Genomic DNA, 14330 nt, shown 5'->3' on the forward strand with positions numbered 1-14330 from the left:
AAATTTATTTTCACTTTTTAAAAAGTGAAGACAAAAAGTTTGAACACTTGTCAGCGACGACAAGTATTCCACTGCGGAGTGGTAGTTCAGTTGGTTAGAATACCGGCCTGTCACGCCGGGGGTCGCGGGTTCGAGTCCCGTCCACTCCGCCACTTATTCAGAGTTTCAGCTCTTTAAAACTGAAAATAGGGGTGTAGCTCCAATTGGCAGAGCAGCGGATTCCAAATCCGCGTGTTGGGAGTTCGAATCTCTCCACCCCTGCCATATTTAAGGCTCTAGCAGAAATGCTAGAGCCTTTTTGCTTTCTGAATCTAATATACATACGCAATTAGCAAAACAGCGGATTCTCCGACTTACTAAAACAGCGCGTGTTGGGAGTCTAAACCTCCAATCTTTCCATATACTAAGCCTCAGCAGAAATGCTGGGGCCTTTTGCTTTCTGGAGTTTGATAAATTGTGAGATAGCTTGGTATAAATAGCCCATTGCGCTTCATAATTCATCTATAGCGAAATTTCTCTGTTTTCCCGTTTTATTGCTTTAACCCGTCTAATTCACTGGCTACCACCAAAAATTTAAATACGATATGCACCTAATCCTAAATGGCGACTAATATAATGAGTAAGCGTCAGTAATTTGGGATTATTATGAGGTTCTTTTTTGCACTGGTTGTATTCTTTTGTTCATTTTCTCTATCAGCAACTTCGTGGGAGAAAGAGAGTCACCCTACTAAAAACTCACCCTCATCAATTGGAAGCTATGCTAATGGCTGTCTAGACGGCGCGCAGGCCTTGCCTATTAATGGTTTGGGGTATCAGATTATTCGCCCCCAAAGAGAGCGCTACTATGGCCATACAGAAGCTATAAAGTTTATTGAGAGGTTAGGAGTCACGACCAGCGAGAAGCTCAATACTAATTTATTGATCGGTGATATTTCTCTTCCCAGAGGAGGGCGCTTTTCTTCAGGTCATTCAAGTCATCAAACAGGGTTAGATATTGATATATGGCTAAGGTTAACCAGTAAGAGGTTGTCAGAGAACGAATTAGCTGTGCCTAAACCTGTGAGCGTTGTGGATCTTACCAACTACAAATTGCGTGAATCGAATTGGACCGATGATCATTTTCAAGTTATTCGTTATGCGGCGAAAGATGAAAAAGTGGTGCGTATTTTTGTTCATCCAGTGATCAAGCAAACCCTTTGTGAACAAGAAAACTCTGACGCTAATGATAGAGCTTGGTTAGGCAAAATAAGACCTTGGTGGGGACACCACTCCCACTTCCACGTTCGTTTAAAGTGTCCTGAAGGCAGTTCAAACTGCATAGCTCAAGCGAGCACTCCTAAAGGTGATGGTTGCGGATATGAACTTGCAAGTTGGGCTCCACAGACTGTTCCAGTTCCACCTCCTAAAAAAGTAGCGAAAACTAAGAAAAAGAAAAAAGTTAAAGTGATGCCAAGTCAATGTTTGGCCTTGATATCTAAGAAGTAATCCTGTTTATCGAGGCTTTTTACAGTGGTACTGCCACTGGTTTTTTCGACTCTAAAACTGGAGAAATATCACACTTTTGTCTAGAGTTTATAAACACGAGATTAAGAACATCGTTTGATATTAATAAAAGCAATAACGGTATCAGCAAGGGCGATGGCGAATTTGACAAGGTTTGGTCAGGGATTGAGTGTTTTGGGGTGAAAGATGCGGCTTATATGCAGTATGCGAAATCAGAGTCTGATACCCGTCGATAGATAATTCAAGGATAAGACTATGACTATGATTTGTGCGAAGGAATTTTCAGAATGGTTAAGACATAGGTTCAACGCTGAAAGCTCGGGTATTTCAATTTCAAGAGATGACATCAATCAGCTAACAGGCAGACAACGTTTAGACCCTAGTTTCGTAAATGATGTTCACTATGAATTGATGCAGTATGGAATGGCATTTGTGACCGATACCAGCAGGGAAAACTTTTATCTTGTTCCTATAGCTCAATCAATAAACTGGCGAGAACGACTCGAATATCAATTTGAAAAAGAGCTCTTCTGCAATATTTATCCAATCGGAAAATCAGGATGAAAAAAAAGGTTCAACTTATGGTTAAGTTGAACCTTTCTTCTTTTAGGTCAAGCCTTGAATGATAACAAACTTCTCAAGTAGCTCGTCATCAGTTTCAATATGGTTTGGGTCAGTGATGATGCATTTTGTAATCGGACACACTGACTGGCATGTTGGCTTTTCATAGTGACCTTTACACTCTGTACATAAATCAGGATCGATCTCGAAGATGCTGTCGCCCATAGTGATTGCACCATTTGGGCATTCAGGATCACACATATCGCAGTTTATGCACTTGTCAGTAATTAACAGAGCCATTATTTTCTTCTCAAGTAAGTCGCTTAAGTAAAAATTATTTGCCTGATGCGTTACGTGTATCTTGGCCTTCGCTCAAGTTACGCATCAGCAAGCCGTACTCTAGATCTAGATCTGCTGGTACAGGAATAAATACAAAGTGACCGTTACCTTTCGCATCGTCGACCGCTTCAGATTTGCGGTTTTCCATAACTTCTAGTTTGAAAACAACGTTACCTTTCGGTGTCATCATTTCTAAGCTGTCGCCTACTAGGAACTTGTTCTTCACTTCTACTTCCGCTAGGTCACCACGGCGCTTACCTGTGAACTCACCGACAAACTGTTGAGTGTCAGAGATAGAGTAACCGTACTCGTAGTTTTGGTATGTATCGTGTGTATGGCGACGTAAGAAGCCTTCAGTGTAACCACGGTGAGCTAGGCTCTCTAGTGTACCCATTAGGCTTTCATCGAATGGTTTGCCTGCCACTGCATCGTCAATAGCTTTACGGTAAACCTGAGCAGTACGTGCACAGTAGTAGAAAGACTTAGTACGACCTTCAATCTTCAGAGAGTGAACACCCATCTTCGTTAGGCGCTCAACGTGTTGGATTGCACGAAGGTCTTTTGAGTTCATGATGTAAGTACCATGCTCATCTTCAAACGCTGCCATTTTCTCTTCTGGCTTGTGTGATTCAGAAAGCAGAACCACTTCGTCTGTTGGTTTACCAAGGCCTAGTGTGTTGTCTGGACGCTCATCTTGAACTTCAATGTCTTGCGTTTCTACTTCTTGAATAGCAACACCAGTAGGGTTTGCTTCAACGATCTGACCGTTTTCGTCTTCTTTCGCTGCTTCTGTTTTGTATTCCCAGCGGCAAGCGTTGGTGCAAGTACCTTGGTTTGGATCGCGCTTGTTCATGTAACCAGAAAGCAGACAACGGCCTGAGTAAGCCATGCAAAGAGCTCCGTGAACAAAGATCTCTAGCTCTGTTTCTGGGCAGTGTTCGCGAATCTCTTCGATCTCTTCAAGCGATAGCTCACGAGATAAGATCACACGCTCAACGCCTTGAGTTGACCAGAACTTAACGGTCGCCCAGTTTACTGCGTTTGCTTGAACAGAAAGATGGATTGGCATTTCAGGGAATGCTTCACGAACCATCATGATAAGACCAGGATCTGACATGATAAGCGCGTCAGGGCCCATGTCTACAACTGGTTTGAGGTCGCGAATGAATGTTTTTAATTTAGAGTTGTGCGGCTGAATGTTACATACAACATATAACTTTTTGCCTTGAGCATGAGCTTCATCGATACCGATTTGTAGGTTTTCGTGATTGAACTCGTTGTTACGAACACGAAGGCTGTAACGTGGCTGGCCTGCGTATACTGCATCTGCGCCGTAGGCGAATGCGTAACGCATGTTTTTGAGGCTTCCTGCCGGTGATAATAGTTCAGGTACAAATGGTTTTTGTGTAGTCATTGCTTCGTTCTCTAATCTGATCTCAAGTCAGGTTGATATCACCAAGTGATATCAAAGGGGCGCAAATTTTACGCTAAAATGAGTTTGGTTGATAGCCCTAAAGATAGCAATGACATTAACAAGAGGGCCTAGAGGCAGATATAAGTGAGAACTTAGTGAGAAATAAGCTCAGATACCGTTAGCACCTGAGCCTATAGTTTGACTGATTAAGCGTTAGGTTGAGTTAACCCGCCTAATGATTCAAATAGGTTTGGAAGGAAAACACTGAACTCACCACAAAGTAGAGAGAAGTCCGCATCAAAACGCGCAGCTTGATCTTCACGAGGAATATCGTCGTTTTCGTCTTTGAGCTCATCACTGAATTTTAGGCGTTTGATGCTGCCATCTTCTGCAAGAATGAATTCAATACGGTCTTGCCAGTTGATAAGAAGTTTCGTCACCATCTTATTGGCTTCGATGTGGTTTTTAATCTCATCAGCTTCTAGTTCTTGTTTCTTAACTCGAACAATACCGCCGTCTTCTTGAATAGATTTTAGTTCTGCTTCATCAAGCATAGTGATGCCTTGTGGCGTATCACCTGATTTCACCCATTCTGTAAGAGTCGTTTCGATCGCTTGCTCTGGGATAGCTGGCACTACTGGCAGGCTACCCATTGTCTTACGTAGCAATGCTAATACATCTTCTGCTTTTTTGTAGCTGCTCGCATCAACCACAATGAAACCTTCTTTTGGCATGATCAGCGCGTAAGTGAAGTTGCTGCGGCTGAATGCTCGAGGAAGTAGATCAATGATGATGTCTTCTTTTAGGCTGTCTTTCTCTTTCTTTTTCAGAGGGGTACCAGACTCTGCCTCAAGCGTTTCTACTTTTGCGTTCAATGATTCTTTGATCACAGAAGCGGGTAGCATTTTCTCTTCTTTCTTTGCACAGATAAGAATGCGGTTTTCTGATACGTGCGTCATCATATCGCCATGTCTACCCATTGCGTGTACCCAACCAAACTTCTGTTTGTCTTGGCTACCACAAGGAGTAAAGCGGAATTCTTCAAGTTGTTTCTCTAGCTGATCTGCGTTGAAATCAATATCACGGTTGAAGCGATAGACTAGGCAATTTTTAAACCACATAAATTTTTCTCATACCTTTTTAGAAGTGCTTCATGATATGAGATCTAATTCGATTTGTCCCTAGCTCTGTATCAAAAGTTATAAAGTGAAATGTTTGAGACAGTTATATGAAAATTTGTTTTCAAAGGTCACAAAAGTGTCATAATTAACTCAGATAATGCAATGCGTTGATTAAATACAAAGGCTATTCAATTATGTCGAGAAGGATTCTGGTCGTTGAAGATGAAGCACCTATTCGTGAGATGCTGTGCTTCGTACTTGAACAAAAAGGCTACCAAGCAGTAGAGGCTGAAGATTACGATACAGCGGTAAACAAGCTATGTGAACCTTTCCCAGATCTAGTATTACTAGATTGGATGCTACCTGGTGGTAGCGGGATAAACTTTATCAAGCACATGAAGCGTGAAGAGTTAACTCGCAACATCCCAGTGGTGATGCTAACGGCTCGTGGCGAAGAAGAAGATAAGGTGCGTGGTTTAGAAGTGGGTGCTGATGATTACATCACCAAGCCATTTTCACCCAAAGAGCTCGTTGCTCGCCTGAAAGCGGTTATCCGCCGTGTAACGCCTACTGCACTAGAAGATGTGATTGATGTACAAGGTCTTAAGCTAGACCCAGTATCTCATCGTGTTACCGCAAGCGAAGGTCCAGTTGATATGGGACCAACAGAATTCAAAATGCTGCATTTCTTTATGACTCACCAAGAGCGTGTGTACAGCCGAGAGCAGCTGCTTAACAACGTTTGGGGTACCAATGTTTACGTTGAAGACCGAACGGTTGATGTACATATTCGACGCCTGCGTAAAGCGCTTGAGTCTGCAGGTCACGATAAGCTAATCCAAACGGTTCGTGGCGCTGGCTACCGTTTTTCTACAAAGGCTTAATGTGGCTTCGCTGCCCAGTTTACGGAGTCCTGAATGGTTGAAAAGTTAACCTGGAAAAAGCTGGCTTGGGAGCTGGCTTTTTTTTACGCACCATGGGTTTTAGTCGGATGGATATTCGGTTACCTACCTTGGTTGCTGCTGGCTGCTACGGTATTGCAGCTCGGCTGGCATCTACACAACCAAATGCGTTTGTCCGCATGGCTGTGGGATGAGAAGCGTCTAACTCCACCTTCAGGCTCTGGGAACTGGGAATCTCTGTTTAACGGTATTTATCGTATGCAGCAGAGACAGCGTCGCAAACGCAAAGAACTGACTAACCTTATCCGCCGTTTCCGTAACGGTGCAGAATCGCTTCCCGATGCCGTTGTGGTATTTCGCGGTGAAGGCAATATCGTTTGGTGTAACAAGCTAGCTCAGTATTTGCTGGGCTTTCGTTGGCCAGATGATTCAGGTCAACCGATCTCGAATTTGATTCGTACTCCAGATTTTATTAAGTACCTTAATAAGCAAGATTTCTCTGAGCCATTAGAGATGCCTTCTCCATTGAATGTGGAGCGTATGCTCGAGCTGCGTATTGTGCCGTATACCGAGGGTGAACACCTGATGGTGGTACGTGATGTGACCCAGCTTAAGCAGTTAGAAGGCATGCGCCGTAACTTCTTCGCTAACGTTTCTCATGAATTGCGTACGCCGATGACCGTCCTTCAAGGTTACCTTGAAATGACCGAAGATCCAGACATGATCGTTGGCCCAATGTGGACCAAGGCGCATGGCGTAATGACTGAGCAGCTCAATCGAATGAACAGTTTGGTTAATCAACTACTCACGCTTTCGAAAATTGAAGCGGCGCCAATGCATGAGTTGGATGAAGTGGTCAACGTTCCGGCGATGCTTGAGGTTCTTGAGAAAGAAGCGGCGAGCCTTAGCGGTGAGCGCGAACATAAGCTTGAGTTTGATATCGATAAGAGCCTACGAGTTCTTGCCGATGAAGACCAATTGAGAAGTGCGATATCGAATTTGGTTTATAACGCGGTTAAATACACACCCGCAGGTGCAACGGTCAAAGTGCGTTGGTATCAAACCAGCCAAGGCGCGTGCTTAGATGTGTCAGATACTGGTGATGGTATTGAGCCTCAACACTTACATCGACTCACAGAGCGCTTCTATCGTGTAGATAAAGCCCGCTCTCGTGATACCGGTGGTAGTGGTCTTGGATTAGCGATTGTAAAGCATGCGCTTAGCCACCACGATTCACATCTCGAAATTCAAAGTGAAGTGGGCGTCGGCAGTCGTTTCCATTTTACTTTACCAAATCGACTGACCGTATCATGAGTTGTTCGATACGCAGGATGCATTTTCCAGTCAGCTCATTATTAGCGTTTGCTTTAGTTAACCCTGTGCATGCCGAACAGGGTGTCGATTCTCTTCCTGATTATTCTAAGGTTCCGGGAATTTCTGGGAGCTTATTATCGGTCGGTTCGGATACCTTAGCGGGTATGACGACGTTATGGGTGGAAGAGTTCAAGTCCTACTACCCAAATGTTAACGCTCAAGTCCAAGCATCGGGTTCTTCTACTGCTCCTCCAGCCTTAACCGAAGGGACTGCACATCTAGGGCCAATGAGTCGTCCGATGCGCCTGCGAGAAATTGAAGCATTTGAAAGGGAGCATGGATATAAGCCAACAGCACTGCGAGTTGCTATCGATGCGATTGGGCTTTTTGTGCATCGTGATAACCCTATTGAGGGGCTTAACTTTCGTCAGATTGATGGCATTTTTTCTGAGACATTACGCTGCGGAGCAACAAGGCCCCTCAATAACTGGCAAGATCTCGGAATCGATCAGCCATGGGCGAAACATCGATTCCAATTGTTCGGTCGCAATTCTGTATCGGGGACTTATGGATACTTCAAACAGAATGCACTGTGCGGCGGTGACTTTAAAAATCGTGTGAATGAGCAACCTGGTTCGGCTTCAGTCGTTCAGTCGGTCGCTTCATCCATCAGTGGGATTGGCTACTCAGGTATTGGCTATCGTGTCGCTGGCGTTAAGTTAATTCCTATTGCTGAGCATGGTTCTGATTATGTAGAGCCGACTCGAGCGAATATCTTGAGCGGTGATTACCCTCTATCACGCTTTCTTTACGTATACGTGAACAAACACCCAGATAAACCGCTTTCTCCCGTTGAAAGAGAGTTCCTCACTTTTGTGTTCTCAAAGCAAGGACAAGAACTTGTAGAGAAAGATGGCTATTTAGCAATACCGTCTGAGTTCGCAGAGCAAGAGTTGGCAAAAGTCGGGCTCTAATTCAGGCTGCGATAAACTTAGATAAGAAACGTATGAACAGCTTGCGCGTCGCAGGCTGTTTTAATTTTGACTGTTCGTTATTTTAGCTTTAACGACCATCCTGCATTTTGCCAACGTTGTTGCTCTTCTCTGAGCTCATAATCAAGCAGTTGGTTTTGGGCCAACCAATCGCTGTTAGTTCCTTTCAATTCCCAGTTATCCTGTTGTTCAATCGTTAGAGTCACGTCTGGGGCCAGTGCTTGATTTCGCTGACGGTTGAGTAAGATAGCGAGTCTCAATATACGAATCAGCAGGGTGACTTGTTGCTGAGTAAACAGAGAAAGTTCCGGCAAATCTTGTAGTTTGAGCGCTTTTCTTTGATAGCGAACCAATGCTGATATAAGGCGTTGTTGCTCAGTATTAAAGCCTGGCATTGTCGTATGCTTAAGCAGATAAGCCGAATGGCGGTGATAGCCTTGGAATGCAATGCTTTGTCCTACCTCATGAAGTACTGCAGCCCAACCAAGCAGATCATACAGCTCATTAGTGACCGCAGTTGTCACTTGAGGCTGTACTTGTTTCAGCAATGAAAGAGCGAGCACTTTCACTTTCTCGCCATGAGTTACGTCTACATGGTATCGAGAGACGAGCGTTTCGGCAGTTCTTGTTCGAATATCAATATCTTTAAACCTATCCTCCATGTCATAAAGAACGCCTTCTCTCAGGGCACCATCAGAAAAATGTAACTCCTTGATGTCTAGCGTATCCATAGCTGCTGAAAGAATGGTGACGCCTGCAGCAAACACAGGCTTTCTCTCATCACTTAAGCCTGAAAGATTTACGGTGTTGGATGATGAAAACTCACATAAGTGATTCTTTAAATAGGACAGACGTTGGGGCGTAATGAGACCATCGGTGAACCCTAAGCCAATGAGTACTTCTTTTATTGATTTCGTGGTACCAGATGAGCCAAAAGCGATTTCCCAAGGGGCTTTTGTGTATTCTTCAATCAATGGCATCAATAGACGAGTAGCTGCGGTATAAGCATCTGAGAAGTGTCGTGAAGTTAGCCCTTCGTCAGCAAAGAAACGTTGAGTGAAGTTGACGCATCCCATCGGTAAACTGCGCATAATTAGAGGAGTAAAGCCTTGTCCGGCGACGAGTTCCGTACTCCCTCCACCGATATCAATAACCAACTTAGATTCAGAAGCGGTTTGAGTGTGTTCTGCTCCGTTATAGATTATTCGAGCTTCTTCTTGACCGGAAATGATCTCTATTGGAAAAGGAAACAGTGGCTTGGCTTGCTCTAAGAAGTCTTTAGCGTTTTTGGCTTTTCTTAGGGTATGAGTCGCAACAACTCTGACATCATCAAGCTCAAAATCCGCCAGTCGTTCTGCGAACACCTTGAGGCATTCTAGGCCTCGCTCGATAGCGCTTTCAGATAGGACGTTACGTTCATCCAATCCATCACCTAATCTCACTTTCTGTTTGTGTCTGCTGACTAATTGCAGGTGTTGATCGAATACTCGGGCAACCACCATGTGAAAGCTGTTCGAACCCAAGTCGATAGCGGCAATACATCGAGAATGTTTGTTATCAATTAGCGGCATGATTTCTTCTCTTGTTTGTACTTCTTGCGAGCAAGTTTCTCCATACGTTTAATATAGTGGTAAGTGGAGAGTTGTGACGTCGGGTATTCGAGTTGGTTTGCTGGTGCTTCTATGTAAGGGTTGCTCATCGCTTGGTCTAGCACTCGAGCTTTGTTGCTGTCATCGAAATGAAATTCGGTGATATCGATAATGGTTTGCTTGATCTTTGGATCTAAAATTGGAGTGGCGACTTCGATCCGATGATCGAAGTTTCGCATCATCCAGTCAGCTGAAGATATATAGACTTTCGGCTTTCCAGCGTTACCAAAGATCATCACTCTTGGGTGTTCAAGAAAACGATCGACCACACTGACAATCTCAATATGGTCACTGATGTTGGGTATGCCAGGGACAAGAGAGCACATGCCACGAATGACCATTCTCACTTTTACATTGACTTGGCTGGCCTGATAGAGCTTCTCAATGATCTCTCGGTCGACCAAATTGTTGAGTTTTAGAGTGATGCTTGCAGGCTTGTTCTCCATCGCGTTTTGTATTTCATTATCTATCAACTGATACAGACGTTTTCTTGTATTCTTCGGTGACACAATCAGTTGTTTGAACTGTGATTTTTGATAAGGGTTTTCAATATACTTAAAGACTTGTCTCACCTCTTGGGTCAAATCTTCATTCTCAGTGAGCAGAGAAAAATCGGTATACACGCGCGCTGTTACTTCATGAAAGTTACCGGTGCCAATATGGGCATAATGCGCCGTATGCTTGCCTTCTTTCCGTTTAATGAGCAGCAGTTTGGAGTGGACTTTCAAACTTGGGATGCCATGGATGACTTTTATACCGGCTTCTTGAAGTTTCTTTGTCCACTGAATATTGGCCTGTTCATCAAAGCGAGCTTGCAGTTCGACAACTACTGTGACCTTTTTTCCATTGTGTGCCGCATCGATGATTGAGCTAAGGAGTTTGGAGCCTTCTGCAACACGGTAAACGTTTATTTTTATGGCGGTTACCTTCGGGTCAAAGGAAGCCTGCCTCACAAGTTCAGTAATGTGATTAAAGGTGTGATAAGGGTAATGCAACAAGATGTCACGAGCTTTGATCGCTTCAAAATAGTTTGGGTAATGGCTGAAATGCGCGCACTTAATCGCGGGTAGAGGACGATTAACTAAATCACGTCGGTTAAGGCTTGGGAACTCAGAGAAATGTTTGAAGTTATGATAGCGACCACCTGCGATGACACTGTCATAGTCAGACAGTTTAAGTCTGACTTGTAAGAAGTTGAGCATTTCAGTTGGCATTTCAGATTCATAGATCAGACGTATCGGCAGTGCCGTTAAGCGCTGTTCTAAACCTAAAGACATCGATTCTAATAGGTTATTTTCATTGTCCTCTTGCAGATCATAATCGGCATCACGTGTCATTTTTATCGCAAAACAACGCAATGAGTCATACTCAAAGAATCCTTTAAGTAAGTCATCCAAACAAAATCGAACTATATTATCTAACAAGATCAAAGTTGTACGCTGCGAACCCGAAGTTTCCGGTAACTTAACAAATCGAGGGAGTGCTTCTGATGGGATTTCGAGTAAGACATATTGAGATGATGCATCACGCTCGATGTCGATGGCTAAGTAACTTTGTTCATCTTTGAGAATATTAAGTAACTGGCTATCTTCGTTCAAGAGAATCGGAGTTAAGTGTGGCAGCACTTTTTTCTTAAAGTACTTTTTTATCCAGCCACTTTGTTCTTCGCTGATTTGTTGTTCGTTGACCAGAAAAATACGATTGCGTACCAATTCCAATAGCAAGTCGTTATACAGTTCATGGAATTGAGCATCGAGCTTGCTTGCTTTGCTCTGCATTTTAGTCAGTAGGCTTTTCGGCGAGTTGGAGGTTAGCTGTGGATCTTGAAGTAAGATCTTTCGCTTCACATCAGCAAATCGGACTTTGTAAAACTCATCGAGGTTTTTCGAGTAAATACCTAAAAAACGAACTCTTTCGATTAAGGGGACTGACTTATCTGCCGCTTCTTGGAGCACTCTTTCGTTGAAGGATAACCAGCTAAGTTCTTTTGTGACATAGTCTTTTTCCATCGAGATGAGAATCCTTGAGTACTGGCTATAGAGCTGATTACTTTAAATTAGAATGGCAAAATTCACAAAATCTATGATCTTACTTTAAGAAATATGGCTAACAAACTTGTTATTAGTTTCAGTTGTTTAACGTAACTTGTAATATAATTGTCATCTAACGTACATATTATGTCAGTAGCTAAAAAAAGGTAGATAAACAGATGGCTTCAGCCCAATTTTCATTGAAAGAGCGCGACAAAAAAAGATGGTTGAAAGATCGTCTCGTCCGTTTTTCAGTGACATGTGGTGCCGTCAGTGTTCTAGCTGCTCTGGTATTGATCTTTGTTTACTTGGCGATGGTCATTTTACCGGTGTTTTCTGATACTGGTTTAGAGACAGACCAAGCCGTAAAGCCCGTTGCTGTAGAAAAGCCTATCGCCTTATCTGTTGATGAATACGGTCAGCATGCATTTACTATCGAAAAATCTGGCTTGGTGCAGTTTTGGGATTTAGAGTCTCAAAATACACACTCTTACTTTGAGCGAAATGTTTTAGCCAATCCTGTTGCCTTCTCTCGAAATACCCCATCAGAAAACTGGTTTGCCTTTGCCGATAGTGCAAGCAACCTTACTTTTTTCTATCCTGAGTATAGTGCGCCTGTGCTGCAAAAGGGCAGTGAAGCCGATCCTAAAATTGAGCAAATCGATCTCCCAGAACCATTTTTAAATGATGAACCCTCAAATGGGGCGACGATCGACAAATTCGCGTTCTCTAAGAATGGACGTGGGATTACGGTTGCCGCGCAGTTAAGTGACCAACGAGTCTTGGTTAAGTGGTATCAGAGTGACCTTACTGGTCAGTATGTTTTTCAGAAGAGCCAATGGCTATCGGATAAGTTGGGCTTGCAGCAGCAACTGCTTGTCACACCTGATGGGCAAACCTTATACCTACGAGCACAATCGGATTTGGTTGTTTTGAAACTATCAGATAACGGTTTTGATGTTCGTGAAGTGATTGATCTTAGCTTAAATGATGCGAAGCATTCCGTGAAAAACATCGATTTATTGTCTGGCGCATACTCGTTGTTGGTTACGCATGAGGACGGACAGGTTTCTCAATGGTTCGATGTACTCAAAGATGAAAAGCGTAGCCTGACCCATATTCGAGACTTCCAACTTGCTGAACAAGTGCAATTTATTCTTCCTGATACTTATAGAAAGGGTTTTTATAGCTTCTATAAGAACGGCACATTACAAAGCCACTATACGACCAGTGAAAAGCTGTCGCTGTTCGAGCGTGCATTTGATAAATCACCACAATTAGCGGCTATGTCTGCCAATGAACTGCATCTGGCGACGCTGATTGATGGCACCATCAGTGTGGCTAAGGTCGATAATGAATACCCACAAATATCATTCTCATCGCTTTGGCAAAAGGTCTGGTATGAAAGTTACCCTGAGCCGCAATACGTTTGGCAATCAACCTCGGCGAACGATGACTTTGAAGAAAAATTCAGTTTAGTACCTATCACGTTCGGTACTATTAAAGCCGCTCTGTTTGCGATGATGTTTGCCGTGCCGGTTGCTGTGCTCGGAGCGATTTACACCGCATACTTCATGTCTCCACGCATGCGAAGAGTCGTAAAGCCTTCGATAGAGCTGATGGAAGCTCTTCCGACCGTGATCATCGGGTTCTTGGCCGGGCTTTGGTTTGCTCCAATCGTCGAGACGCATTTAACGGCTGTCTTCTCATTAATGATGCTATTACCACTGAGCACACTGTTGACTGGACTTGTTTGGTTCTGTTTACCGAAGAGGGTAACGGGTCGCTTCTCTAACGGTTGGCATGCTCTGATATTGATTCCGGTATTGGTGATTACAGTGGTTGCGGTGTTTGCTGGTGGAAACAACATTGAAGCCTTGTTATTTGGTGGTGATATTCGTACCTTCTTGGCTAGCTATGGTATCGACTTTGACCAACGCAATGCGCTAGTGGTTGGTTTTGCTATGGGCTTTGCGGTCATCCCAACGATTTTCACTATTGCTGAAGATGCTATTTTCTCTGTACCTAAACATTTGTCTGATGGGTCATTAGCGTTGGGTGCGACGGCGTGGCAGACGCTTATTTATGTGGTGCTATTGACGGCGAGTCCAGGTATCTTTTCTGCGGTTATGATGGGCCTAGGGCGAGCAGTTGGTGAAACCATGATCGTCTTGATGGCGACAGGTAACACCCCAATTCTTGACTGGAATGTTTTGGAAGGGATGAGAACTTTATCGGCAACGATTGCTGTTGAGCTGCCAGAATCAGAAGTGGGTGGTTCTCATTTCCGTTTGCTGTTCTTGGCTGCACTCTTGCTGTTTATCTTTACATTCGCGGTGAACTCAGTTGCTGAGTGGGTTAGACAAAGACTGAGAGATAAATATCGTGCGCTGTAGTTTTAAAGGTTTGCCTCAATGTGTATCAATGGCTTTTAGTGGCTTGACTAGCGTGTCTCTTGATCTTTGCAGCTCCTTGATTTCAGCACGCCAAGAGCAAGGTCGATCA

At 43.7% G+C, this 14330-nt stretch carries 11 protein-coding genes and 2 tRNA genes; 8 read left to right on the forward strand and 5 right to left on the reverse strand.

The genetic code is table 11. The annotated features are described in order from the left end of the window. Positions 1 to 75 precede the first annotated feature (75 nt). The 4 genes from AB4371_RS11110 (at position 76) to AB4371_RS11125 (ending at position 2067) form a co-directional block, all read left to right on the forward strand. Positions 76 to 152 (forward strand) — tRNA-Asp (locus AB4371_RS11110). Positions 153 to 187: 35 nt separating this feature from the next. Continuing rightward, positions 188 to 264: transfer RNA gene (locus tag AB4371_RS11115), tRNA-Trp, on the forward strand. Positions 265 to 645: 381 nt separating this feature from the next. Beyond that, on the forward strand, positions 646 to 1485 hold the full coding sequence (gene mepA, locus AB4371_RS11120; RefSeq protein WP_372149730.1) for a penicillin-insensitive murein endopeptidase: 840 nt from the start codon (positions 646 to 648) through the stop codon (positions 1483 to 1485). 273 nt (positions 1486 to 1758) lie between these two features. Then, positions 1759 to 2067: a hypothetical protein gene (locus AB4371_RS11125; protein WP_017062536.1), complete on the forward strand. Its 309-nt coding sequence runs from the start codon at positions 1759 to 1761 to the stop codon at positions 2065 to 2067. Between the two features lie 42 nt (positions 2068 to 2109). Here AB4371_RS11125 and AB4371_RS11130 read toward each other — a convergent pair whose 3' ends face one another. The 3 genes from AB4371_RS11130 to rdgC all read right to left on the reverse strand — a co-directional run bounded on the left by AB4371_RS11130 (position 2110) and on the right by rdgC (position 4938). After that, the gene (locus AB4371_RS11130) at positions 2110 to 2364 is read right to left on the reverse strand and encodes a YfhL family 4Fe-4S dicluster ferredoxin (RefSeq protein ID WP_004735061.1); all 255 of its coding nucleotides are present in this window, start codon (positions 2362 to 2364) and stop codon (positions 2110 to 2112) included. A gap of 34 nt (positions 2365 to 2398) precedes the next feature. Next, positions 2399 to 3817, reverse strand: coding sequence for a tRNA 5-hydroxyuridine modification protein YegQ (gene yegQ, locus AB4371_RS11135; protein ID WP_017062848.1), 1419 nt, complete (start codon positions 3815 to 3817; stop codon positions 2399 to 2401). A gap of 206 nt (positions 3818 to 4023) precedes the next feature. Continuing rightward, positions 4024 to 4938: a recombination-associated protein RdgC gene (gene rdgC / locus AB4371_RS11140; protein ID WP_017062534.1), complete on the reverse strand. Its 915-nt coding sequence runs from the start codon at positions 4936 to 4938 to the stop codon at positions 4024 to 4026. Between the two features lie 194 nt (positions 4939 to 5132). Here rdgC and phoB point away from each other — a divergent pair, with 194 nt between their 5' ends. Genes phoB through AB4371_RS11155 form a run of 3 tightly spaced genes read left to right on the forward strand, consistent with a single transcriptional unit; the run spans position 5133 to position 8128 of the window. Further along, positions 5133 to 5822, forward strand: coding sequence for a phosphate regulon transcriptional regulator PhoB (gene phoB, locus AB4371_RS11145; RefSeq protein WP_004735064.1), 690 nt, complete (start codon positions 5133 to 5135; stop codon positions 5820 to 5822). Positions 5823 to 5855: 33 nt separating this feature from the next. Beyond that, positions 5856 to 7154, forward strand: a complete 1299-nt coding sequence (gene phoR, locus AB4371_RS11150) for a phosphate regulon sensor histidine kinase PhoR (RefSeq protein ID WP_004740365.1) — start codon at positions 5856 to 5858, stop codon at positions 7152 to 7154. Continuing rightward, positions 7151 to 8128 (forward strand): PstS family phosphate ABC transporter substrate-binding protein, encoded by a 978-nt coding sequence (locus AB4371_RS11155; protein ID WP_032548820.1) that lies wholly within the window; start codon positions 7151 to 7153, stop codon positions 8126 to 8128. The genes phoR and AB4371_RS11155 overlap by 4 nt, the downstream gene beginning before the upstream one ends. Before the next feature lie 77 nt (positions 8129 to 8205). Here the strand turns inward: AB4371_RS11155 and ppx are convergent, their stop codons facing one another. Beyond that, positions 8206 to 9717 (reverse strand): exopolyphosphatase, encoded by a 1512-nt coding sequence (ppx, locus tag AB4371_RS11160; protein ID WP_017068609.1) that lies wholly within the window; start codon positions 9715 to 9717, stop codon positions 8206 to 8208. After that, positions 9708 to 11804 carry a polyphosphate kinase 1 gene (gene ppk1, locus AB4371_RS11165; protein ID WP_372149733.1) on the reverse strand — a complete coding sequence of 699 codons (2097 nt, stop codon included), beginning with the start codon at positions 11802 to 11804 and terminating at the stop codon, positions 9708 to 9710. Before ppk1 ends, ppx begins: the two co-directional genes overlap by 10 nt. A 200-nt stretch (positions 11805 to 12004) precedes the next feature. Here ppk1 and AB4371_RS11170 point away from each other — a divergent pair, with 200 nt between their 5' ends. Next, the gene (locus AB4371_RS11170; protein WP_372149736.1) at positions 12005 to 14221 is read left to right on the forward strand and encodes an ABC transporter permease subunit; all 2217 of its coding nucleotides are present in this window, start codon (positions 12005 to 12007) and stop codon (positions 14219 to 14221) included. The last annotated feature ends 109 nt before the right edge of the window (positions 14222 to 14330 follow it).

The organism is Vibrio sp. 10N.261.51.A3, assembly GCF_041471965.1.
GTDB classification, from domain to species: domain Bacteria; phylum Pseudomonadota; class Gammaproteobacteria; order Enterobacterales; family Vibrionaceae; genus Vibrio; species Vibrio crassostreae_C.